Annotated in this window: 26 protein-coding genes; 22 read left to right on the top strand and 4 right to left on the bottom strand. The window is 34.2% G+C overall.

Annotation, left to right across the window (positions count from 1 at the left end):
* Positions 1-186 precede the first annotated feature (186 nt).
* The 9 genes from BW951_RS18490 to BW951_RS18450 all read left to right on the top strand — a co-directional run bounded on the left by BW951_RS18490 (position 187) and on the right by BW951_RS18450 (position 8687).
* Positions 187-1938: a hypothetical protein gene (locus BW951_RS18490; RefSeq protein ID WP_076395462.1), complete on the top strand. Its 1752-nt coding sequence runs from the start codon at positions 187-189 to the stop codon at positions 1936-1938.
* Positions 1939-2337: 399 nt separating this feature from the next.
* Positions 2338-3087, top strand: coding sequence for a nucleotidyltransferase domain-containing protein (locus BW951_RS18485; RefSeq protein WP_076395460.1), 750 nt, complete (start codon positions 2338-2340; stop codon positions 3085-3087).
* A 16-nt stretch (positions 3088-3103) separates the two neighbouring features.
* On the top strand, positions 3104-3835 hold the full coding sequence (locus tag BW951_RS18480; RefSeq protein WP_076395458.1) for an ATP-grasp domain-containing protein: 732 nt from the start codon (positions 3104-3106) through the stop codon (positions 3833-3835).
* A gap of 2 nt (positions 3836-3837) precedes the next feature.
* Positions 3838-4272 (top strand): AAA family ATPase, encoded by a 435-nt coding sequence (locus tag BW951_RS18475; RefSeq protein WP_076395456.1) that lies wholly within the window; start codon positions 3838-3840, stop codon positions 4270-4272.
* Positions 4262-5011 carry a tRNA(His) guanylyltransferase Thg1 family protein gene (locus BW951_RS18470; protein WP_076395453.1) on the top strand — a complete coding sequence of 250 codons (750 nt, stop codon included), beginning with the start codon at positions 4262-4264 and terminating at the stop codon, positions 5009-5011. Before BW951_RS18475 ends, BW951_RS18470 begins: the two co-directional genes overlap by 11 nt.
* Before the next feature lie 10 nt (positions 5012-5021).
* Complete coding sequence (locus BW951_RS18465; protein WP_139326209.1) at positions 5022-5969, top strand: hypothetical protein; 948 nt, start codon at positions 5022-5024, stop codon at positions 5967-5969.
* Between the two features lie 6 nt (positions 5970-5975).
* On the top strand, positions 5976-6686 hold the full coding sequence (locus BW951_RS18460; RefSeq protein WP_076395449.1) for a hypothetical protein: 711 nt from the start codon (positions 5976-5978) through the stop codon (positions 6684-6686).
* A gap of 3 nt (positions 6687-6689) precedes the next feature.
* Positions 6690-7601, top strand: a complete 912-nt coding sequence (locus BW951_RS18455) for a hypothetical protein (protein WP_139326208.1) — start codon at positions 6690-6692, stop codon at positions 7599-7601.
* A complete protein-coding gene (locus tag BW951_RS18450; protein ID WP_076395445.1) occupies positions 7602-8687 on the top strand; it encodes a nucleotidyltransferase domain-containing protein in 1086 nt (361 codons plus the stop codon). It abuts the gene before it with no gap.
* A gap of 41 nt (positions 8688-8728) precedes the next feature.
* Here the strand turns inward: BW951_RS18450 and BW951_RS18445 are convergent, their stop codons facing one another.
* Positions 8729-9163, bottom strand: a complete 435-nt coding sequence (locus BW951_RS18445; RefSeq protein WP_076395443.1) for a cold shock domain-containing protein — start codon at positions 9161-9163, stop codon at positions 8729-8731.
* Between the two features lie 423 nt (positions 9164-9586).
* Between BW951_RS18445 and BW951_RS18440 the strand changes: the two genes are divergently transcribed.
* The 3 genes from BW951_RS18440 to BW951_RS18430 all read left to right on the top strand — a co-directional run bounded on the left by BW951_RS18440 (position 9587) and on the right by BW951_RS18430 (position 11924).
* The gene (locus BW951_RS18440; RefSeq protein WP_076395441.1) at positions 9587-10606 is read left to right on the top strand and encodes a pYEATS domain-containing protein; all 1020 of its coding nucleotides are present in this window, start codon (positions 9587-9589) and stop codon (positions 10604-10606) included.
* A gap of 321 nt (positions 10607-10927) precedes the next feature.
* Positions 10928-11494, top strand: a complete 567-nt coding sequence (locus tag BW951_RS18435) for a hypothetical protein (protein ID WP_076395439.1) — start codon at positions 10928-10930, stop codon at positions 11492-11494.
* Positions 11495-11519: 25 nt separating this feature from the next.
* On the top strand, positions 11520-11924 hold the full coding sequence (locus BW951_RS18430; protein WP_076395437.1) for a hypothetical protein: 405 nt from the start codon (positions 11520-11522) through the stop codon (positions 11922-11924).
* Positions 11925-12195: 271 nt separating this feature from the next.
* Here the strand turns inward: BW951_RS18430 and BW951_RS18425 are convergent, their stop codons facing one another.
* Positions 12196-12747, bottom strand: coding sequence for a hypothetical protein (locus BW951_RS18425; RefSeq protein ID WP_076395435.1), 552 nt, complete (start codon positions 12745-12747; stop codon positions 12196-12198).
* 133 nt (positions 12748-12880) lie between these two features.
* Here BW951_RS18425 and BW951_RS18420 point away from each other — a divergent pair, with 133 nt between their 5' ends.
* The 5 genes from BW951_RS18420 to BW951_RS18400 all read left to right on the top strand — a co-directional run bounded on the left by BW951_RS18420 (position 12881) and on the right by BW951_RS18400 (position 17734).
* On the top strand, positions 12881-14899 hold the full coding sequence (locus tag BW951_RS18420) for an AAA family ATPase (protein ID WP_076395433.1): 2019 nt from the start codon (positions 12881-12883) through the stop codon (positions 14897-14899).
* 2 nt (positions 14900-14901) lie between these two features.
* Positions 14902-15804, top strand: a complete 903-nt coding sequence (locus tag BW951_RS18415) for an HNH endonuclease family protein (protein WP_076395431.1) — start codon at positions 14902-14904, stop codon at positions 15802-15804.
* A gap of 87 nt (positions 15805-15891) precedes the next feature.
* Positions 15892-16212, top strand: coding sequence for a hypothetical protein (locus tag BW951_RS18410; RefSeq protein ID WP_076395429.1), 321 nt, complete (start codon positions 15892-15894; stop codon positions 16210-16212).
* A gap of 261 nt (positions 16213-16473) precedes the next feature.
* Positions 16474-17199, top strand: coding sequence for a hypothetical protein (locus BW951_RS18405; RefSeq protein ID WP_076395427.1), 726 nt, complete (start codon positions 16474-16476; stop codon positions 17197-17199).
* 106 nt (positions 17200-17305) lie between these two features.
* The gene (locus BW951_RS18400; RefSeq protein ID WP_076395425.1) at positions 17306-17734 is read left to right on the top strand and encodes a hypothetical protein; all 429 of its coding nucleotides are present in this window, start codon (positions 17306-17308) and stop codon (positions 17732-17734) included.
* Positions 17735-17931: 197 nt separating this feature from the next.
* Here BW951_RS18400 and BW951_RS18395 read toward each other — a convergent pair whose 3' ends face one another.
* A complete protein-coding gene (locus BW951_RS18395) occupies positions 17932-20196 on the bottom strand; it encodes a polyribonucleotide nucleotidyltransferase (protein WP_076395423.1) in 2265 nt (754 codons plus the stop codon).
* 230 nt (positions 20197-20426) lie between these two features.
* Positions 20427-20696 (bottom strand): 30S ribosomal protein S15, encoded by a 270-nt coding sequence (gene rpsO, locus BW951_RS18390; protein ID WP_076395421.1) that lies wholly within the window; start codon positions 20694-20696, stop codon positions 20427-20429.
* 173 nt (positions 20697-20869) lie between these two features.
* Here rpsO and BW951_RS18385 point away from each other — a divergent pair, with 173 nt between their 5' ends.
* From BW951_RS18385 to BW951_RS18375, 5 genes are all read left to right on the top strand, one after another.
* Complete coding sequence (locus BW951_RS18385) at positions 20870-21421, top strand: pyruvate decarboxylase (RefSeq protein WP_076395419.1); 552 nt, start codon at positions 20870-20872, stop codon at positions 21419-21421.
* 289 nt (positions 21422-21710) lie between these two features.
* Positions 21711-21860 (top strand): hypothetical protein, encoded by a 150-nt coding sequence (locus tag BW951_RS22895; RefSeq protein ID WP_157967233.1) that lies wholly within the window; start codon positions 21711-21713, stop codon positions 21858-21860.
* A 15-nt stretch (positions 21861-21875) separates the two neighbouring features.
* A complete protein-coding gene (locus tag BW951_RS22890) occupies positions 21876-22019 on the top strand; it encodes a bacteriocin-like protein (protein ID WP_165796558.1) in 144 nt (47 codons plus the stop codon).
* 212 nt (positions 22020-22231) lie between these two features.
* Positions 22232-23554, top strand: coding sequence for a magnesium transporter (gene mgtE, locus BW951_RS18380; protein ID WP_076395417.1), 1323 nt, complete (start codon positions 22232-22234; stop codon positions 23552-23554).
* 26 nt (positions 23555-23580) lie between these two features.
* The gene (locus BW951_RS18375) at positions 23581-24318 is read left to right on the top strand and encodes an ABC transporter substrate-binding protein (RefSeq protein WP_076395415.1); all 738 of its coding nucleotides are present in this window, start codon (positions 23581-23583) and stop codon (positions 24316-24318) included.
* Positions 24319-24437 lie beyond the last annotated feature (119 nt).

The following is a 24437-nucleotide window of genomic DNA, read 5'->3' as shown; positions in this document are numbered from 1 at the left end:
CTAAAAATGTTACACTGAGCTTGCCGAAGTGTCCGCCTTTTTAAAAAACTTTAAGGCAAAGGGAGTTCCTATAAATTATTTGGAAAATTACTCCCCGCCTTTTAAAAATTATAGGTAAAAGGAGTTCCTATAACACTTCACTTTTAATGAACCTTACTCCTCACTTATTTTTTTAAACTAAAAACAATGCAAACATTAAAATTATTCAACGCTGTACTGGCAAAAGAATCGGATGCTGAAGTATTTATTTCTCAGGATGGTTTCATCATCGAACCTTCTGCATTGTGGGCAAAAAAAGAAATTATTTCTTACTACGCTAAAGAAAAGCTGAACGGAAATGATCTCAACAAAACCTTCCATAAATCTTGGCAGAAGATTAAAGAAAGTACTAGATTCGAACTGTTGATGGAACAGCTCTTTCATTATTTTTCCACTTATGGAAGTAGATTTCAGGGTGAAGTATACATTCTGGATGAAGTGTTGAATATCCCGGATCTGAAGCTGAATTTCAAAGTCATTAAAGCCTACTCCGAAGAAGAACTTCAGGAAAAATGTCTTGCTATCCTAAGATCTGGAATCGCTTTGAAGGAAGAAACGATTGATGATTTACTATCTATTCTGCACGACGAACTGGAATATGATTTTACAGGAAAAGAAAATGTCAGAAACAAAGAAGCCATCATAAAAATTGCCGACCGTTACGATGTTTATCCTGAAAATAATGTTGAATTTTTACGTTACGTGATCTACAAAACCACAAAAGAAACATTATTAATTAAAAACAATGATTTGATTAATGATATTAAGCAAAGCAAATTCAATCCGACTTATCTTTTTGAAAGTTTCGGACTGGAAAAAATGGCGGAAATTTTTAACCGTTTCAAGCCTTTATTTTTAGCCTATAAAAACAGGGCGCCAAAGGTGATTAATAAAATTTCGAAGCTGTCAAAGGTTTATCATAAACCATTAATTTCGAATCCATTGAATAACGCAACCAATATGTTGCTGGAAAACAGCGATCTGCACTGGCTGGAAAATGCCACTCCGTTTGCTTTGTTTAAAGCTTTATCGGCTTGTTATTCAAGAATGTACGGTCAGGATACTTTTGTGTACAGAATCCGGAACGGAAAATCGTGGACGAAAAAATCAATTGCAACTTCTGTGAATGAACTGAACTACGATTTTATTTTAAGCTATTTAAAATCAAAGTATCGTTTTGAAGGAAAGAAATTCTATTTCCCTGAAGATGTAGAATTTGCCTTACCGACTTCTGAAAAGATGTTTGTAGGAAATATTCCGACGGGAACAAGATTCTTCGGAGAAAGATTAGCGGTAGGAATTTACTGGGAAAATGCATGGGGAGCTTATGATTTGGACCTTTCAGGATTAAATATTGCCGGAAAAATCGGATGGAATGCAGCTTACAACCAAAATGCCGGTCAACTGATGTATTCCGGAGATATCACTTCTGCTCCAAACGGTGCTGTAGAATATCTTTACGCAAACACAGGTTTAATGGCTCCGACTCTGGTAATGAACAACGTTTTCAACGGAAACAGCGACTGCGGATATAAAATAGTTATCGGAAAAGGCGATGCCGTTTCTTACGATTATATGATGAATCCCAACCATCTTTTTGCGGAAGCAAAATGTCAATCCGTACAAAAGCAGACCGTTTTGGGAATATTGCTGCCAAAAGACGGAAGACAGTGTTTCGTATTGCTGAATTTCGGAGCTGGACATACCCATGTTTCAGGAAATACAGAAATTTCCGTAATGGCGACGAATGCATTGTATCAGCAATGGTACGAACCGATATCCTTCAATCTTTTGATTCAGGAATTAGGGGCTGAAATCGTTTATGATAAAGAAAATGCCGACTTTGATTTTTCTTTGGAGAATCTGGAGAAAGACAGTTTTACGAAGATTTTTAAATGATAAATTTTTAAGGTTAAATAATTTTAACGCAATACACACAAAGTTATATTTATTAAAATGATTTTATTTATTTATTCGCAAGGGCACTTCGTTCATCTAATGATAAAAACAAGTCTGTTTAAACTTTTATTTAACCGCAAAAGTAACAAAAGATCTACTAAATTTTTTATTTAAAGTTGATCATTATAAATGAAAAAGCTCACAATAGTTTTTAAAAATCTTTGATTTTTTTTTAACTTATGTGCTCTTGCTTTCCATTTAAGTATTAAACTTAAAAAACTAAAGTGTAAAATCTTTTGCATCTTTTGTGGTAAAAAGTTTAGACGAGTTTTACATAAAATAATCCTGCGTAAAAAGATTGCGCAGGATATTTTTTATTTTGTATAAAATTTAAAAATCATGACACCCAAAATAATAGAAAAACTAAAAGAAGTCGAAGCAAAGCGCGGTGTAGAAATACTGCTTGCCGTAGAATCGGGAAGCCGCGCGTGGGGATTTGCTTCTCCGGACAGCGATTACGATATACGCTTCATATACCGACACGAAAAAGACTGGTATCTTTCGCCGTGGGATAAAGATGAAACCATAGAATTTATGACGGAAGACGATCTGGACGGTTCCGGATGGGATCTCAGAAAAACGTTCCATCTATTGTTGAAGTCAAACGCGGCTTTATTGAGTTGGTTCTACTCTCCTGTCGTTTATGTGAAAAATGAAAAATTTTACGATCTGTTTAAACCTTTGGCGGACAAATGCTTTTCTCCGATAGCGGTATTTTATCACTATTCAAGCATGAGCAAAAAATATCTCGAAGCATGCAGACTTGATGAGGTGAAACTGAAATCTTACTTTTACTGCCTAAGAACTACCTTAACCGGAAAATGGATATTGGATAAAGGGACAGTTCCGCCTGTTTTGTTCAGTGAATTACTGGTTTTGGTCGATGATTTTACAAGAACGAAAATAGAAAATTTAATCGCTTTAAAATCTACCAAAGGAGAATCTTACCATCATCCGAATGACTGGGAACTCTTCGGATTTTTAGAGAAGACCATACTGGATAATGAAGAAAAAGCGAAAAGTCTGAAAGGAGGAAATTCGGATAAAAACGAAATGGAGAAGGTTTTTAGAGAAATATTAATACATTAGAAATAAAAATAATGCCATGAAAAACCTCATCGCGCTCTCTCCCATGTACACGGAAGACAGCAACAATCTGAAAAAAGCATCCCTCAATTCACCCTACGAGTTGAGCCGATTCAATGCAAAATGGAATGTTCCCGAAGAATTTCGTGCAGACGTGATTGCGGTGTATGGCGAAGATATTTATGCTGAAATTGTGGCGGAACAATGCAATCTTACGTTGACAAAACCTGATGACGACTGGCTTTCAAAAGTTTCGGAGGAATTTACCCAAAGGAAAATTTCTTACGGAAAGCTGAAAGATTTCGTGCATGAAGAAAATATTTTCATCAAATGTTCCGATTTTAAAAATTTTAAAGCCGGAGTTTTTGATAAAGTCACCAACATTAAAGGTTTTGACACACTGGATCTGGAAAGCAGGGTTTTTACTTCCGAAGTGGTAGAATGGGAACTGGAAGTAAGATGTTTTGTCTTAAATAATCAAATAAAAACCCATTCTTCTTATTGGAGAAATGACGTTTTTGACACCGATCCGCTTTCTGAAAACGAACAGAAAGAACTTTTTGATTTTTTCAAAAATTTTATTCAGCAATACGGGGAAACGCTACCCAAAGCGATTGTTCTGGATTTCGGGATCATCAAAGGAAAAGGCTGGGCTTTAATTGAAGCCAATCCTGCTTGGTGTTCCGGTTTGTATAGTTGTGATGCGGAGAAGGTTTTGGAGGTTGTTGTGAAAAGCTGTATAAAGAATTAAAAATGCAGATCATCATATTCATCGGGATTCCCGCAAGCGGAAAAAGTTCCTTCTACAAGGAGCTTTTTTTCAATTCGCACATCAGGATCAGCATGGATTTGCTGAATACCCGAAACAAAGAAGGAAAACTGCTTAAGTACTGTTTTGAAACACAGTCCAAAATAGTTATTGACAATACAAATGTGACCAGAGAAAGCAGAAGAAAATACATTGAACCTGCCCGACAGAACAAATACGAAATCATTGCATATTATTTTGAAAGCAGCATTCAGGATTCTCTGGAACGGAATAAAAACAGAAAAGACTCCATCAGCGAGATCGGAATAAAAGCAAAATACACAGACCTCGAAAAGCCTTCCATTGAAGAAGGTTTTGATAAAATATTCCATGTGAAAATAAGAGACTACAAATTTGAAATCAGCGATTATGAAGTTTGAAGAAATTGAAGCGCTAATGCGAAAAAACGAAATCCTTTCGGAACAGTATATCCTTCCGGAAAACTTTATTATCGTGAGACTCGACGGAAGAGGATTTACCAGACTTACCAAAGAAAAACTGTCGCTGGAAAAACCTTTTGATTCGAAATTTAGTCAGGCAATGATCGATACCACGAAACACCTTTTTACCATCGGGTTTAGAGTGTTGTACGGTTACACGCAGAGTGATGAAATTTCTTTACTGATCCATAAAGACGACCAGACTTTCAGCAGAAAAGTAAGGAAGATCAATTCTGTTCTGGCGGGAGAAGCCAGTGCTTTTTTCAGCCTGCAGTTTCAGGAAATCTGTGTTTTCGACTGCAGAACGATTTCCATTCCGAATCGTGAAATGATCGCGGATTATTTTTGTTGGAGACAGGAAGATTCCCACAGAAATTCCCTTTCAGCCTATTGTTACTGGACGTTGAGAAACAACGGATTCAACGCAAAACAAACCACCGAAAGAATTGAAAGAATGTCACCATCCGATAAAAATGAACTGCTTTTTCAGTACGGAATCAATTACAACGATCTTCCGTCTTGGCAAAAACGCGGTGTCGGAATATTTAATAAGGAAGTTAACAAACAAGGCTACAATCCTGTAACACAGGAAACGGTAGATTGTATGAGAAATGAATTGTTTGTGGAAAAGGAATTGATGATACGAGAAGATTATAGATTATTTTTGAATGAATTTTAAAAACATAACCATGGAAAAAGAAAGTATTATCACCATCAACCAACCCCATCAGGAAACTGATTTTAATTGGGCAATAAAGCGTTATTTACCAAATTTTAAAGATAGAGAGTCTACAATTATTGGTATGCAATTTCCCTGGAAAAAAATATTTGAGGATGTCAAAAATTTTAATGAAATTTCACAAAACATAACCGACTTATACAATGAATTTACACGAGGTAATTTTTTCAAAAGCATAAATTACACGCCACAGTTTAGGGATGTTTTTATTCTAAAAACAGAACAGTTTTCCGGTTATTATTGGATTGAATTTATTTTTACTAAAAATAAATGGAACCTTAAAACAAAAAATTACTCTTGGGAAAATGAAACCTTTGTCTATGCAAACGGATTAAACAAAAAAGACGATTTTATAGTTTCTAAAATATCTTATGAAGTTTTATTTTTCTCCTTTAGAAATCCAGTGAAAGATGAAAATGGTTACAGAAAAAGGAAATACCGATTACCTGTTTACATCAATGATGAAGGTTTTTCTCAAAGTAATTATATCTTTTATTTTAGTAAAAGTGATGGCTTAAGAGGAGACCTGAGAGTAAGAAGTATTCGTTTATTAATTGATGAAGATTTTGATTATTATTTGCATATTTGTTCAAATGAATTTTCTGAAAGCTCCGGAAGAAAACTAGATTTTGTTAATCAAGGACAAATTCCGCTGAAAATTTTATTTCAATTTCTAAAAACAGTTCATGAAAATAATACATTTGGCTATTATGGCGGCGGTGCAATATTAGATCTTCCACAAACACATTTTATCTTTAAAATTAAAGAAAAAATACATAAAGCAGGTATATTATCACATTCAGACAAAAAAAATTACGAACTCGAAAATTTACAAGCACTGGAAAATACTATTTTGGAATGGATTGATAAGGTTATTGAATTTCAAAAACAAAATTAAAAACCAATGAACTACAAAATCATACACAACGAAGAAAAATTACAGCAATTCATAGACTGGCTTCCAGAACTACTGCCCAATGAACAATATTATGTTGCCCTTCTTGCAAGAAAAAAATACAACCCAGAAACAGGGCTGAAAGCCGATAAAGCACAGTTAAAACGATTTACCTCAACCAAAGAAAGACTGCTTCAGAAAATCAGGCAGCTCGAAATTCCGGCAGGTTTGTACGAATCCGGAAATACCGAAGTTTCTCAGGATAACCTCGCGATTTACATCACTCCCAACCCGCGCGACCTTCACAATGCTTCATTGTTTTTAATGAAAGAAATTTCGGAAAAACTCATCCGGAAAGATAACGCCATCAATCCCCATACGTTGGCTTTAAATCTTATTCAGACCACCACTTCACGAAAAATATTCTTTGATCTCGATATTGATTTCCGAATAGAAAACCATCAACAAGCCATTGAGAAATTCAGAGAAGACATTGCAGACTGCTTAAACCCAGACTGTCTTACCTTTATCAAAACCAATGGCGGACTGCATTGTTTAATTAAACTGGACAACATTCAGAAAGAACACCAGAAAAGCTGGTATCAGAAAGTTTCACAGCTCACCTGCGAAGAATATGAAGTCACGATGAACGGCGATAACGTTTTGCCAATGGCAGGCTGTTTTCAGGGAATTGATTTTTCACCCTATTTTTTAGATTAAATTATGTGTACCCCCAATACAGAACTACAATTCTGCACCTGTGCTGAAGGAAACATAAATGACATAAAAGACATTTACATTTGGTCTATATACCGTTATCATGGCTCCCGGGAATCATTAATACGCGGAAAAGTCATGATGCCTGTAAAAGATTTTGAAAACAGAATCTCTGCAGAACATATGACATCCAAACTTAATCACGGAAACATTTTCGATTTCGATTATACTCCTCAGGAAAGAGATACAATTCATATCAGTTTTAATGCTAAAAACAGAGCCGAATACAAATATTTCACCTTAATCTTTAGAGATGGAGTTTGGCAGGAGGGACGAAATCCATTGTTCGTAAGTATTGAAAAAAATATTGCCAAAGGAGAAGTTAAAGTTTTGTACAAAGAAGAAAATGAGTTTCTAAACCATTGCGAAAATCTAAGATGCCAATACGGAATCGAAATCCCCGAATCCGTTAAAGTTACATGTGCGAACCTCAAAGACGATTCTCAGGATCCGATTTATTCAGCCATAAAAAACTTTAAAGAATATAAAATTTTCTATAGACAGGAATTTATAGAGTATATTGTAAAAACTTATTTTAAAATTTATCCTGATGAAAATTCCGATAGGTTACAAGCAATGATTGATTCAGCGCAAAATAAATTTTCTATATTGGAAGAGAAATTTATTTCGGAAACAGAAAACTTTGCTTTTCTTAACAGATGCTTTAAGGATCTTGACAAAAACCTCGAAAAATGTTTTTTTATAACGATTCCTTTCCAAAACAAAGAAACACATCTTTTTATTAATAGTAATTTAATCGGAAGAACAGGTTTTAAAAGCAACAGAAATAACAGATATTTTAAGAATAAATCTCAAAAAATAAAATTTGAAGATTTTGAACTTTTTAAAGATTATTAAATGACCATCCAGGACCTTAAAAACAAAAACCTCATCCTTTTCGAAGCCATCTCCGGAAGCCGTTCTTTCGGATTGGCAACAGAAAATTCTGATACAGACATTCGCGGCGTGTATTATTTACCGAAAGAAGAATTTTTCGGGTTAAATTATATTCCCCAGATTTCTAACGAAACCAACGACATCACCTACTATGAAATCGGAAGACTCATCGAACTGTTACAGAAAAACAATCCCAACATCCTCGAAATTATCGCCAGTCCGGAAGACTGCATCTTACAGAAACATCCCTTAATGGATCTCCTGAAACCCGAAGATTTCCTTTCCAGACTCTGCAAAGACACCTTTGCAGGATATGCCGTTTCCCAGATTAAAAAAGCAAAAGGACTCAACAAAAAGATTCTCAATCCGATGGATAAAGAGAAAAAATCCATCCTCGATTTCTGTTATATTTTGCAGGATCAGGGCTCCGTTCCGTTGAAAAAATGGCTGCGGGAATCCTCTTCCCCCGAAAATAAGAATGGTTTACAGCAGGAAAAATGCGGCTTGGTAAGCATCGACAATACCAAAGGAATGTTTGCCCTGTTTTACGATCAGTCCGGCGATTTCAGATACAAAGGAATCATCCAGAACCTAGAAGCAAATCAGGTCTCTGTTTCCTCCGTTCCCAAAGGACAGCATCCACTTGCCTATCTTTTCTACAACCTAGATGCCTATTCTACCTACTGCAAAGATTACCGCGAATACTGGAAGTGGGTTTCCGAACGCAATGAAGACCGCTACAACGTCAATCAGAATCACGGACAGAATTACGACAGCAAAAACATGATGCACACGATTCGTTTATTACAGTCGTGCGAACAGATTTTTAAAAACAATTCTCTGAATATCCGCGTGGAAAACCGCGAAGAATTACTTGACATCAAAGCCGGAAACCGGTCGTATGAAGAAGTATTAAAAAAAGCGGAAGACCTTATTGCTTCTATTGAACATTATCATGCTGCTTCTACTCTACCCGATGTTCCGGATCTGGAAAAAACCACAAAAATATTAGTTCAGATCCGCGAGGAACTCTATAAAAACAAATAAAGCTTCATTTCTGAAGCTTTATTTTATCTATTATCTGATATTTATTTTACCAATCTGATCTCCATTGCAGAAAAACCTTTCGGAGATTTTTCCTTTTCGAAAGAAACTTTATTTCCTTTCTTAATCTGGTCAATGCAGTTGTTGTTGTGGAAGAAAATATTTTCTTTAGTCTTATCTTCCGTGATGAAACCGTATCCTTTTTCGCTTAAAAAAGTTACAATTCCTGTTTTTACAGTTTCTTCAGCCTCAATAGGAGCTGCTCCCAACTGGATATTGTTGATATCAATTTCCTCTCTTTCAGCCTGATCCGGTGGTGTAGAAGTAAGTTGTCCGTTCGCATCTACATACATGAACATTTCGTTCAGGCTTTTCCCTTTATCATTGTTTTCCTTACGCTCTTCACGGCGCATTGCTTTTTCTTTTAGTTTTTGCTGTTTTTTCTTGAAATTTTCTTTTTTAGAGAAAGAATCTGCCATATATTTTATTGAATTTTTATTTTACAGTTATTTTAAGCTTCGGAAAAATCAGGGAAATCGCCCTTTTCAATGATGGTATCCACCAAATTCCGAACCTGTTATTAAAGGGTTTCTGAGTGCTTTTATTAATGTGAATGCCCTTAAAAAGGCATAAATTGAAACGGAAGTAAATAAAATATTCTAAACGATCACAGAAAGTAAAGACAGAGATTTCTTTTAATAAGTTAACAAATATACGAAAAATAAGCACACCAAACAAATCTTTGGAATTTCAATTCATTGAATTTCAATTTATTTTAGAGATTGAATTTTAAATGAAGCCTGATGAAAAAGTAATCCGAAGATTCCAACAAAAAATAACACAAAATAGTAATGGATTAATTCTGGAATATGTAAGAATTTCGTATAAGAAAATTTATAATCATGCCAGAATTAACATTAAAACAAAAAAACAGAGATCTTAAAAGCATTTGGGATTTCTTACTCTTTTCCATTATTGTCGGAATAGTAATCTGCTTTCTTATCGGCTTAAACACCTTGAATATGAAAGGAGGAATAATGGCTTATCTGGAACTTACAGGAGCATGCATCTTTATTGGAGGAGCCAGTTTTGGAATTGGGGGGCTTTCAGGATTTTTATTTGGAGTACCAAAAATTTTAAACTCAGATACAAATAATCATGACAGAAAACCTTCAGTTACGCAAAATGATAATCTTGTTCAGATCAGTGACTGGCTTACAAAGATTATTGTCGGAGTGGGCTTAACTCAATTGAATAATATTCCTGAATTTTTAGCGCGTGTGGGAAAATATTTTTCGATAATATTTCAGAATAAAGATTCTGGCGAAAAAATAGCCATCGCTGTAATATTGTATTTTCTTATTATTGGCTTTTTATCCGTTTATCTATGGACAAGACTTCATTTTATTGGTATGGTAAAAAAAGTAGAAGATGATTTAGATAAAAAAGTCAATGCAATGGCTGAAGTCATTAATGATACACAGCAAAAAATGACCGATTTAGGCGGCGGAAAAACAATCTCTGAAAAGTTTGATGAAGTAAAAGCAGAAGTAAACAATATTGCTACGAATGATCCGGATGACCCTCAAAAATCAAAATGGGGTGGAAAATCTGAATGTAATGAAAGAAAAATTACGGCAAAAATAGAACCTTCAGAAAATCCTGCATTATATAAGGTAACCCTTGAAGTATGCAGTACAAATCCGGCAAATCCTCTTACCGGGTTTGTTAAATTCCATTTACACCCTACTTTTAACAATGATAACCCCATCATTGCGGTTACTGATGGAATTGCAAGGCTGGTTTTAAATAAAGTATATGGAGCATTCACCGCAGGAGCTGAAGCAGATGAGGGAAATACCCGCTTAGAAATAGATTTGGCAGAATTATCCGGTGTTCCACAGGAATTTAGAGACAGATAAACCTTTTTAATGATTAAATGGTTTAAAATAATAAAAAAGCTGCTCCTTTAGGAGCAGAATCTGTGTAGAAATAAAAATAAATCCGGCAATCAATCCGTAGGATTGGTATATTTAATGCGGCAATTTTTTAAAGATAGCGTTCCTACGGAACGCCGGGCTTATTTCGAATACCGCTTCTGTGTAAAAAACAAGTTTGCGAAATATCATAATTATACTTAATTTGCTCAGGATATAAAACTTTACCCCGTAGAAATTCTGCATAATAAATTCAGAAACTCTGCCCATTTAAAGTTCTCACTATAATTTTTAAACAAACAGACCATGGTTCTCGAAGGATTAAATACAGAAGGCGTACTTATTTTTGCTAATATAACCAGGTGTAAAAACTATTATTCGGATAAAGAATTCAATTATGACTATCCCGATGGATTATCAGAATTATTAAAACAGGGAATCATCCACATTATTACTACTGATGAAGCAGTAGAACAGGTCGATTTTGTTTTTAATAAAGACGAAATAGACAGCAATAGATGGGAATTTCACGATTCTTACAACTACTTAAAAGCAGAACCCGGAGATCAAATCCGCGCTGTTTCTCATGCAGATTTTACCCAAATGTGCCATAATCATAACGGTGATTTAGAAGCCCATATCGACAGCTCATTAACCCTTAAAAACATTTTAAACGGAAGCGGAGATGTAACAAAAGAAGAATATTTTAAATATGAATTGCCATTGATAGAAATACCAACGGGAATCTGGAAATTAAATGTTTATTCCCTTAAAGAAGAGCATATCCTTAGCTGGATGGAATTTTTAATCCACTTAGAAAAAATAGAATCCGTCGATATCGATAAAATCACCCTGAAGCCGCTTGAAATCTAAAATACTTTTCGAGAGCAGAAATAATATGAATTATATAGACGACAGCACAGTACCCCAATGCAAGATTGAAGAAAAGAAATTCGAATGGGGAGAACCTTACAAAGTGTATACTCCTGTTTTTCATTTTCCACATTTGTTAAATACCACACTGGAAAATTCGATCATTTTATTTGGCGAAAATAACTTTAAGAATCAATTATTGATGTTATACAATACGATCAATAATCATGAAGAGTCTGAAAGACTTACAAACTATCAGGGAGAAACATTGAACAGGAAGTCAATATTGGAATTGATAAACACATATCTTAAAAAAACTGAGACTTTAACTGCCCCTTGGGAAAAATACAACATTGGATTAACAGAGGATGATTATATAAGGCATCTTGAAGATAAGCTGGGAAAATCCCTGTATTATGTAAAAGTCTGATTGCCAAATAAAGTCTTCTCTGTTACAGTTTATTGAAAACCTTTCGATAGCGCGGATTTGAAACCGTGCTGTACTCCCAAACCGCGCTGCGCAAAGTTTCCCGACTTTGAGCAATATCAAACCCGATAGCGCGGATTTACAATCCGTGCTGTACTTCCAAGCTCAAAAATGCTTTGGTTATATCCCATTTCTTCATAAAATCCTATACAAATTCTTCTCTTTCTATGGAAGATTTCCTGATTTCCGGAACAGTAACTTTATGGGACGTAAATCATTTTTTCGCATTCGTATAAAACGAATAATAATAAAAAACAGGATACTTTTCAAAAGTTTCTGATTTACCCATGGTGTAGGCATCATGTTCATATATATTTGAAAAATCAAGAATAAGAGATTTCTTTTCCGGGAAATTGAAGATGAACTTTATTAAACTGCTCACAGCAGTTTCCGTCTCATAAGTAAATAAAAGTTGTTTTCCGTCAGCGCTGTATACTTTCTTATTATAGACTCTCGCATTCAGTTTTTTATCCACCCCCGTATCACTGGATTTTACCTTGTACATCAATGTTTCCTTACCATTCTTCATAATGTATACATCTGCATTTTTATAACTTTCATCATACTTAAAAACAACGGCTTCATTGATTTTCGTAATCATATCTGTGAATTTTTCTTCATTAGGGATCGACTGCGTTTCCGTGCCTGCAGGCATTTCGATAGGTCCTGATTTTGAAGCTGCTGCCGGTTTCTTTTTTTGTGCATTGATAGTAACCCCGAAGAATACAATTGCAGTTACAACTGAAATAAATTTGAAAATTTTCATGGAATATTTTTTTTTGCAATGTTATGTAAATTATTTAGAATAAATGAACACCGGATTGATAGTAATTAAAAGTTACGGCTTTCCGTAATATTTTTTTTGTGGAGAAATCATATCTTTATCAAAACAAAAAACCATGAGACTTGTAGCAATCTACACAAAAGACCATTTTTTATTTTCTGAATCATTAGTAAATCTTGGAGGTAAGTACATTTACAACATACAATATAAACAAGAAAATAAATATGAAGTAATAAGAACCCCTAATAGCAATTATATTGAAAACTTTTGGAGTAATAATATATCATTAGTTTCAGCAATTGTGGGAGAAAATGGAGCCGGAAAAACTAGTGTTTTCAGAAATCTAAATAAAATATTCTCACCTTATGATAGACAAGATAGAATGTTTGATGCTATTTTCATTTTTGAAAATTTATTAGAAGATAGTTATTGTTATTTCTCTGAAAAATTTGAAATTGATGAAGTTACTAAAATTCAAAGAAATCAAATTGAAACAATTTATTATTCTCCAGTTATTGATTATGATTTAACGGACATCAACTCACCAATAAGTTTGATCTATCATTACAGCGATTCAATTTCTACATTCTATCTTCAAAACATTCAAAGACATTTATTTTTTCTGAAAAACACTGAACTAGTTGAAAATCTAAAAAAATCATATGACCATTTTCCTTTTTATGAAAAATTAATAATTAAAGCGAACTCTCTCTATAAAGATGACTTTGAAAAGGTTTATATACAGACCACAATAGGAAATAACTTTTACAGAGTTAGAAATGATTTGATGGAATTGGCAAAATATAAACCCTATTGCTTTTCTAGTGAAGATGCTGTTGAGGAATATTTTAATAATCATAAAGGTGTACAAGAAGAATTGCATGAGATTTGGGATATTTATAAAAACTCAGAAGAAACATCTCATCTTCTTCATGACGGAAAAGATTTTAAAAAAAATTTGGAAGTAAACCTTCTCTCATTCTTAGTTATCAATGATACTTTTACTATGAATAATGATAATGGAGGATATGATTTTAATAAAATTTTAGAAGCAGAAAATTTTACAGACAAATTGCATCATTTTTTCAATAAATATATTATTCAAACAAGCAAATTCTTTTATAACGTTTTACTAAACGGCAAGGATGAACTAAATATTAAAGATTCTGAAATTTTATTAGAAGAATTAAAAAACAACAATAACTTGATTAAAGGCAAAATATCTGGATTTGAAAAAGTATATATAAATGAAGCAATAAAAAAGCATATAATTATTTTTAAAAATATATTAGATTTTATTGAGCAGATAAATCAATTTATAGATGATGATTCAACTACAGAATTTGAAGGTGGACTTGAAATAGATATTCAAAAGTTGGACTTGGAAGCTTTCAATAAATTTATCAAAACATATGAGTTCCTTAAAGACGAATTAACTGATTCTCTTCCTAATAAAAGCCGAGATATTTTAGAAATTAGATCGACAAAAAAGTTATCAACAGGAGAAAAAGCTCTGATTGACTTATATTCTTCTATATATGATTATTTGAAAGCACTCAGAGATCATCAATATAATGAAAATTGTATTTTTTTATTAGATGAAGCTGACTTAGGATTTCATCCGGAATGGAAAAAGAGATATATCAATGCTCTCACAACAACTTTACCTATTCTAATAAACTCTTTGAAAGATAAAATTAAAAATATCCAGATAATTTTTGCAACACATGATCCATTAACTCTGTCCGATATTCCAAATACCAATGTTGTTTATTTAAAAAAAGAACCAGCTACAACTAAAGTTTTATCAGAAGGCGAAAAACCCACGAAATCTTTTGGAGCAAATATAACTGATCTTCTTGCTGATAGCTTCTTTATAAAAGATGGTCTAATCGGAGATTTTGCAAAAGAGAAAATTGATTACCTTATTAAATATTTAAATGGTGACGAAAGTAGTCTAATAACAGATAAGATAGAAGCAAAAAAAATAATTGACATAATTGATGAGCCTGTTCTAAAATACAAATTAGAAGATATGTACTTTGAGAAATTTCCTGAAGAATATAACAAGGAAAAGGAAATAGAGGAATTAATGAGAAAAGCACAAGAATTAGGACTAAATATTCAAAGGTAAGCATGCTACATATAAATCCAACAAAAGAAGCAATTGAATTCCACAGGGAAAAAATTCTTAAACTCTTTGAAGAAACTATTAATAAAGGATATATTCTAAGAAAAAAAATTCAAAAGAAGCTTTCTAAAGAATTTCTAGTTTTTTTAGATAAATACAAATATGAATTGATAAGTGCTAGACCCGACAGATTGTTACAAATAAGTCAAGAATTTGAAAAGAAAAGAATATCAACTTATCAATTAAAATTAATAAAAAGCTTTTTTATTCAGACTGGCTATAAAAACTTTCCGAATAAAGAGTTTTTAAACTTATTAGGAATTGACACCTGTATATATTGTAATAAAAATTATACTTTAGATTTAGATAATTTAAATAATGCTCGTGCTGAGTTAGATCATTGGTTTCCCAAAGAGACCTACCCCATTCTAGCATTAAGTTTTTATAATTTAATTCCTAGTTGCCATTCTTGCAATCATATAAAACATAACAATGCCCCAGAGGGAGGCTGGGATAATGCCTTACAAAATATTAATCATCCATATTTAGAAGATAAAACTTCTACATTTTCTTTTAGTTATTTTTTCACCTCTCTTAATCAACCAAAGGCAATTATAAAATCAACTAGTGAAAAAGCAAAAAACACCATTGCATTTAATAAAATTGATAAGATTTATGAAGCTCAATCCGATAGAGAACTTAAAGACTTATTAGACTTACGTTATAAGTACTCTCAAAATTATTTAAATATTTTATTAAATAAAACATTCACAAGAGAATTCTCAATGTCTAAAGAAGAAGCATATAGAATGGTTTTTGGTATAGAAACTAAAGAAGAAGATTATCATAAACGACCTTTTTCCAAATTCAAAAAAGATATTATTGATGAATTATTAAGAAATAAATAATTTAGAAGTTAAACTATCTTAAACAATAAACTTTCACTTCACAAAGTCTGAAGACTTTACGAAACGGGTTATTTAAATTAATTGATAATGAAATCATTCAACATAAAAGAAACAATCGGAGATAAAGGTAAAATAGTATTCGATGACTTAAGTACAATAAATATATCGCTGGGCATTGAAAATAATATTGACGATTTAAAAGAAGATTTGCTGCAAGTTGAATTGGCAAACGGCAATGTATTAGATGTTGGATGGTATCCTTCATCGGATATTGAAGGATATTTTAGCGTTTGCATAATAAAAAATTATGACTGGATGGAACCATTCTATCTAAAAAAATGTAATCAATGGAATGACTTAAATGAATTAATAAAAGAAGCAATAAGTTTTAACTTGGAAAACAGCTAAAAAACAGGCTGAAAGATGTCAATGAACAAGAGGAAACAATACCCTGCTTTGCAAAGTCTCCCGACTTTGTGCAATAATAATTTAAAACTCAAAAACAGATTTTACAAGCTCTACTTTCAAAACATCCCCCTCGCCTCACCGCGAGGGTTTTTTATTTTAAAATTTAACATAATATCCTGACTACAAAATATTTACCGAAAAATAATGACCATTTCAAAATAAATTTTAAATTTGAAAGAATTTAAAAAAACACAAACATTTATGTCTTCAAGATCAGAAATAGGGCACGCCAAAAATGTGGCGAACCTGCAAAAATTAATTCAGCAGATTTCCGTTTATCCCCTTTACAATCCGCCGGTTCCCGAGCTTACCATCGATAGTCTCCAGAACCTGTACACCACTGCCAATGCGAAACTTACGGAAGTCGAGGAAAAACGCAATGCCAACAAAAATGCCATCGCTTTGCGTCAGGACGCATTCAAAAACCTGAAAACAAACTGTACCCGAATTACCAACCGTTTAGAAATTCTCGGGTTATCACAGGGAACCTTAAATCAGGCAAAATCATTGAACCGCACCATACAGGGGGCAAAAAAGAAACCCGCTGCCGTACCCGAGGAAGGCAAAGAAGCACCCAAAATCATTTCCTCTTCCCGACAGTCTTACACCCAGCAAGCTGAAAACTTCGGCATTCTTGTACAGTTGCTCGAAACCATTCCCTCCTACACACCGGATGAAGAAGAACTGAAACTAACAACCCTTAATACCTACAAACAATCATTGGTAACCACCACTCAGGCAGTAGACCAGACCGAAGCAGAACTTAACCTCAAGTTCATCGAAAGAAACAGAATACTGTATGCAGAAGGAACCGGACTCTATCCCATCGTCCAGAACGTAAAAAAATATGTAAAAAGCCTTTACGGAGCCACCTCTCCCGAATACAGCAATGTAGCGGCAATTAAATTTTCGATGATAACAGAATAACATCCTTCTAAAGAACAGAGGATTAAAACCAGAAATCTTTTTGTAAAAGTTAACAACTAAAATAAAAACATCCTGACGAATATTCAGTCAGGATATTTTTTATATTTTGATCGCTAAAAGTTATATTGGAGCAACTGAAAGTTATATTCTTCCAACTGTAAACAATATTCTTACTCCTGAAAGTTATATTCGATCAACTGAAACATATATTCTTCCAACTGTAAACAATATTCTTGCTCCTGAAAGTTATATTAAAGCAACTGAAACTTATATTCTTCCAACTGTAAACAATATTCTTGTTCCTGAAAGTTATATTAAAGCAACTGAAACTTATATTCTTCCAACTGTAAACAATATTCTTGTTCCTGAAAGTTATGTTCGATCAACTGAAACTTACATTCTTTCAACTGTAAACAATATTCTTACTCCTGAAAGTTATGTTCGATCACCTGAAACTTATATTTTTTCAACTGTAAACAATATTCTTTATTCCTTCAATTTAAACTTTAAAGTCAAATATATAATTCTTCCTTAAACTGCTCCGTAGGAGCAATATCTGTGTAGAAAGACACATCCCCCACAATAACAGAACTCCGAAGGAGTTCAATATCACCCCTCCGATATCATCACAACGCAATCTGAAACCTCATTTTCCCTATCTCCACCGACAAACCCCATAAAAAAACCACCGGAAATCCGGTGGTTTTCATATCTGTTAATATCAGAATAATCTTAAGCTTCAGATGAAGGATTATTATCTCCCGCAGGTTTTTCACCTTCCGGTCTTCTCTGTCCTTCCGGTCTGTTTGGTCTTTCAGATCTGTTGTTCTGTCCTTCCGGTCTTGGTCCTCTTTGTTCACCTTCTTTCTTCTCAGGTCTTGGAGGTCTTGGCAACAAAACTTTTCTGGAAAGCTTCATTTTCTTACGGTCATCATAACCCATAAATTTCACTTCCACTTCATCACCTTCGTTATAAGGAACTTTGTCTAAACGAGCCCATTCGATCTCAGAAATATGAAGAAGACCTTCAGTACCTTTAGCAATCGCTACGAAAGCACCGAAATCCATTACCTTCACAACCTTACCTTTGTAAACTTCCCCTACTACAGGAACAAAAGTAATCTCATTGATTTTTGCAATCGCCTCGTTGATTTTTTCTCTGCTGACACCGGAAATTTCGATTCTTCCGATTTCTCCAATTTCTTCAATTGCAATAACAGTATCTGTATCCTTCTGCATTTGCTGAATGATTTTTCCACCAGGTCCGATTACAGCACCGATGAAATCTTTAGGAATTTCCATCATTACCATTTTCGGAGCGTGAGGTTTCACATCTTCTCTTGGAGCAGCAATTGTTTCAGTAATTTTATTTAAGATATGGATTCTTCCGTCTTTAGCCTGTAAAAGCGCTTTCTCCATAATATCCATTGATAATCCCTGGATTTTGATATCCATCTGACAAGCTGTGATTCCGTCTGCAGTTCCTGTTACCTTAAAGTCCATATCACCTAAATGATCTTCGTCTCCTAAGATATCAGAAAGTACCGTGAATTTCCCTGATTTTACATCAGTTACCAACCCCATCGCAATACCTGAAACTGGTTTTGTAATCTGAATCCCCGCATCCATCAATGCCAATGTTCCGGCACAAACTGTCGCCATTGAAGAAGAACCGTTTGATTCTAAAATATCAGAAACGATACGGATCGTATAAGGATTTTCTTCAGGGATCATATTTGCCAAAGCTCTCTGAGCAAGGTTTCCGTGACCAACCTCTCTTCTTGAAGTTCCTCTCAAAGGTCTGGCTTCACCCGTTGAGAACGGCGGGAAGTTATAATGTAAGAAGAATCTTTCGTCATAGTTTGCCATTACGCTGTCTACCATGTTCGCATCTTTTACCGAACCTAAAGTTACAGCCGTTAAAGATTGCGTTTCACCTCTTGTGAAAATTGCAGAACCGTGCGCTCCCGGTAAATAATCGATTTCGCTCCAGATCGGACGAATCGTTTCAGGATCACGACCATCAAGACGGATTTTATCATTCAAAATCATCTGACGCATCGCTTCTTTTTCCACATCGTGGTAATATACTTTTACGAAAGGAGTTACTCTTTCAAGCTCTTCTGCATCTTCTGCATACTGAGCAAGGAATTCTTCACGGATCGCCTTGAATTTTTCGCCTCTTTCTTCTTTGCCTGAAGGAGTTTTCGCTACTTCATATACTTTATCGTAAGTTTCTTTCCAAACTTTTTCACGGATTTCCTCGTCATGAGTTTCGTGAGAATATTCTCTTTTCGGGAATGATTTTCCTACTTTTTCAGCTAATCTTTCCTGAGCTTCAACTTGTTTTTTAATTTCAGCGTGAGCGAAAGTGATTGCTTCCAGCATTTCCTGCTCAGAGATTTCTTTCATTTCACCTTCCACCATTACGATAGAATCTTTAGTAGCTCCCACCATAATATCAAGATCAGAATTCTTAAGATCTTCGAATTTAGGATTAATAGAAAGCTCACCGTCAATTCTTACCACTCGTACTTCAGACATCGGTCCGTTGAAAGGAATATCTGTAATAGCAATCGCTGCAGACGCCGCCAAACCTGCTAAATCATCAGGAATCGACTGTCCGTCATAAGAAATTAATGAAATCATTACCTGAACTTCCGCATGGAAATCTTCAGGGAACAAAGGTCTCAAAACTCTGTCTACCAAACGCATCGTAAGGATTTCCTGATCAGATGGTCTTGCTTCTCTTCTGAAAAAGTTTCCGGGGATTTTACCGCCTGCATAGAATTTTTCTCTGTAATCTACTGTTAAAGGTAAAAAATCTACACCAGGATTGGCTTCTTTGTTGGCTACAACAGTTGCTAAAAGCATTGTTCCGCCCATTTTTACGACTACAGATCCGTCAGCTTGCTTAGCTAATTTACCTGTTTCAATTGTGATTTCTCTGCCGTCTGCAAGAGTAATCAGCTCTGTAATTGCTTGAGGTACACTCATAAATTGTTTTGTGTTGTACTCCGTATTGAGTACTTTAATTAATTATATTTCGTCTAAATTTTCGTTTGCAAAGATAATGTATTATAATGATTTTTTTAAATTTTTGTCTGTAAAATCTTACCTGTCTATCCCATAATTTCCATATATTCTGCACCGAAAACCACTTCTGATTACGAAAACAAAAAAGCAACCTCTTCCGAGATTGCTTTTTATGTGAAAATCTTTGTAGATTATTTTCTTAAACCTAATTCAGCAATAATTGCTCTGTATCTTGCGATATCCTTATTTTTAAGGTAATCTAATAAACTTTTTCTTTTACCTACCAGTTTCACCAAAGATCTTTCTGTGTTGTAATCTTTGTGATTGCTCTTTAAATGAGCAGAAAGGTGGTTGATTCTGAAAGTGAAAAGTGCAATTTGCCCTTCAGCAGTTCCTGTGTCCTGTGCAGATTTTCCGTGTTTTGCGAAAATTTCCTGCTTTTTTTCTGTTGTTAAGTACATTCCAATATTGTTTAATGATTATTATGTAACGGGTGCAAAAGTACGACTATTTTTTTATTCTGCCAACATTATTGATTTCATTTATTGATTTTGATAGAAAAAAATGTTAAAAATTTCTTAAAAAAATTATGCTACCCCACTAAAAGGCAGTAATTTTGCATACGAATTTAGTGATGAGAAAATTAATAACATTTACCACCTTTACTTTAGCTCTTTTTGCAGGTTTTTCTTTATTAAAAGCTCAGAAAAGCCATGAAAACAAGATCAAAAAAGTTTTATATTTCAATCCTGAGGTAGAACCCGACCTTCAGGAAATTAAAGAACCTACCAATACGGCTTTCTTCAGCGCAGTTTCTGATAATTTAAGCGAAAGAAAAAACAAAATGCTGAGAACGGAAACCCAGATTTCTTTTGACAGCATCGACAAGCAGACCGTTTGGGATTACTGTAAAAACAACGATGCCGATTTTGCCATTGTTCCGAAAGTAAAATATTTCAAAGTGGGAATCGGAAAATATGTTTTTTCCAATCAGGTCGTGGTAAGCATGAAACTATTTGATGCAGAAGGCAATCTGGTTACCGAAACGGATTATGACACGTATAAAAAGAACATGAGATTGCTTGGTTCTACTGTAAATTCTGTAAAAATAGGAACCAACGGAGCCATCAAAGGAATTTTAAAACAGCTAAAAAAAATTAAACCTTCTGCAGAATCCGGATTTTAATTTCCGGCAGTTAAAACTATCATGCAAATCATTGAATCTTATAAAATTAAATTCATCCCTGTGTGAATAATTAAAAATATTTTATTAATTTAGTCTGAAACAATTCATTCAAACTATCTCAATTGAAATTTCTTAGCATTTGCAGTTTTTGCAGGTGCTTTTTTATTGAATTGTTTTTATTTAAATATATTCATCGGTAATCCAACGAATTAAAATCACTTAATTTTCATTTATAGGTGAATAATTAAAACCTTTTTTGTATTTTTAGCTTACATTAAATCTAAATAATATGAAAAATTCAAACCTGAAAAAGCTCACCAGAAAAGAGCAGGAAAAGATCAACGGCGGAGGTCTTCAGAAATGTCATTACCATTTTGAATGTCCGGGAGGATCCTGCTGTCAAAATGTTTGTGTCTACTACAACTGTCCAGAAGTTTAACCCAAAAAGATTGTTATGAAAAATCTAAAGAAACTAACAAGAAAGGAGCAGGAGAAAATCAATGGAGCCGCTTTGGTACAGTGCACGAAAAATTCGCATTGCTTCGGTGGATACTGCTGCAATTATGCGTGTTATATGTATGCATGCATTGAACCTTAGTGTTTGAGAATGCATGCTGAATGGTAAAGTTCAGCAATGCCGTAAAAAAACAATAATCTATTACTTTTGAAATTTAATTTTTTCAAAGCATCCGCTTTTTTGCAGATGCTTTTTTTATTCTCAGAAATTTAAATAATCCTTAAATTTTGCAGTTCTTTGGGCAATTTTAAAAATTTGGGTTATTTTTGCACTACTCTTAAAAATTTGACGTTTTGAATTCTAAAGACGAACTTATCTTCAACCCTGCCGATATTGCCGAAACTCTTAGCGAACTTCACGCAGATGAGAGGCTTTTGGCATTTCTGAAAGTTCCGAAAGAATACAAAGCAGATGTTTTTTCGCATCTTGATCCCGATTTTCAGGAAGAAACGATCAGAAGTATCGGGAGCGATGAGGTTTCAGAAATCCTGAATGCGATGACGCCGGATGACAGAACAGCTCTTTTTGAGGATTTTCCGGATGAGCTTATTAAGTATTCCATCAATCATCTTAATCCACAGGAACGCAGAATAGCCCTTAAATTATTAGGCTACGATTCTGATTCTATTGCCCGTCTTATGACGCCTTATTACATCCAGATCCGTAAAGAATGGACAATTAAAAGATGTCTTCAGCAGATTAAAAAAGTGGGAAGTAAGGTAGAGACGATGAATTATCTCTACGTTGTGGACGAAAGAAACCGGCTGATCGATGATATTGCTTTGGGAAGTCTTTTGTTGGCAGAAGAAGAAACTTTGGTTTCAGAAATTACGGATAATCATTTTGTTGCGATTACCACAACGACGACTAAAGAGGATGCTGTACAATATTTCGAAAAATACGACCGTGCTGCACTTCCTATTATTACAGAAGCGGGAGTTCTGGTAGGAATTGTAACGATTGATGATATTCTCGACCAGATCGAACAGCAGAATACGGAAGATATCCAGAAATTCGGGGGATTGGAAGCTTTGGACGTTCCTTACACGCAGACTTCTCTAATCGAAATGGTAAAAAAGAGAGGAATGTGGCTGATTATTTTATTTTTCTCTGAAATGCTTACGGCTTCGGCGATGGGCTATTTTGAGGATGAAATTCAGAAAGCGGTTGTTCTCGCACTTTTTGTTCCTTTGATTATTTCCAGCGGAGGAAATTCCGGTTCACAGGCTGCAACTCTGATTATCAGAGCAATGGCACTTCAGGAAATTACTTTAAAAGACTGGTGGTACGTGATGAGAAAAGAAATTTTCACAGGTTTATCATTGGGCGGTATTTTAGGAATCATCGGTTTCCTGAGAATTATGATCTGGCATAAAGCAGGTTTTTTCGACTACGGAATTCACTGGGCTTTTGTAGGGTTAAGTGTAGGCGTTTCTCTGGTGATGATCGTCCTTTGGGGAACACTTTCGGGTTCTATGGTTCCTTTTATTCTTAAAAAATTAAAACTCGATCCGGCAACTTCTTCCGCTCCTTTTGTGGCAACGTTGGTGGATGTAACAGGATTAATCATTTATTTTTCTGTTGCAGGACTTTTCTTAACGGGCAAACTTTTGTAATTTTAAGCGACATCTAAAATAGTACAATGAAGGTAGTTTCTTTGGTTCCCTCAATTACTGAGGCTTTATTTGATTTGGGTTTAACTGAAAAAGAAGTGGTCGGAAGAACGAAATTCTGTATTCATCCCGCTGAAAAGGTAAAAGATGTACCGGTTATCGGCGGTACGAAAAACATCAATATTGAAAAAATAAAGGCTTTACAGCCTGATCTTATTTTAGCCAATAAGGAAGAAAATGTAAAAGAACAGGTGGAAGCTTTAATGCAGGACTTCAAGGTAATCGTCACCAATGTTGAAAATATTGAGGACAATTATTATATGCTTAAAAATTTAGGTAAAATCTTTCATCAGGAAGAAAAAGCACAGCTTTTTAATCTTAAAATCTATGATGTTCTCAACCACGCAAAAATTGAATCTCCCATAAAAGTTGCCTACTTAATTTGGAATAATCCTTATATGACGATAGGTTCCGATACTTTTATTCATAAAATTCTGGGTGAGATCGGTTTTGAAAATATTTTTAAAGATCGGAAACGTTATCCTGTTATTCAGACAGAAGATCTTGCGGAAGCAGAACTCATAATGCTGTCTTCCGAACCTTTTCCTTTTAAAGAGAAACATATTAAGGAACTAAAAAAGTTTTATCCTGATAAAAAAATAATGATTGTAGACGGAGAGGCTTTTTCCTGGTATGGAACGCACATTGCGAAGTGCGAAAATTATTTTAAGGAACTTATTTCTGATCTTAAACACGAATTTTACTAATTTTTTTCACGAATGGCACTCACTCTTTTTTTATAGATTTTCTAAGTTTTGGCTGATGTCAATTATTCGTTTGTTTATGAAAATGGACTAAAGTCTGTTTCTATTGATCCCATTTCAAA

Source organism: Chryseobacterium gambrini (genome assembly GCF_900156825.1).
Classification (GTDB): Bacteria; Bacteroidota; Bacteroidia; order Flavobacteriales; family Weeksellaceae; genus Chryseobacterium; species Chryseobacterium gambrini.
The sequence above is the reverse complement of the archived record's forward strand: the minus strand, read 5'-3'. Positions and strand labels throughout refer to the sequence as shown.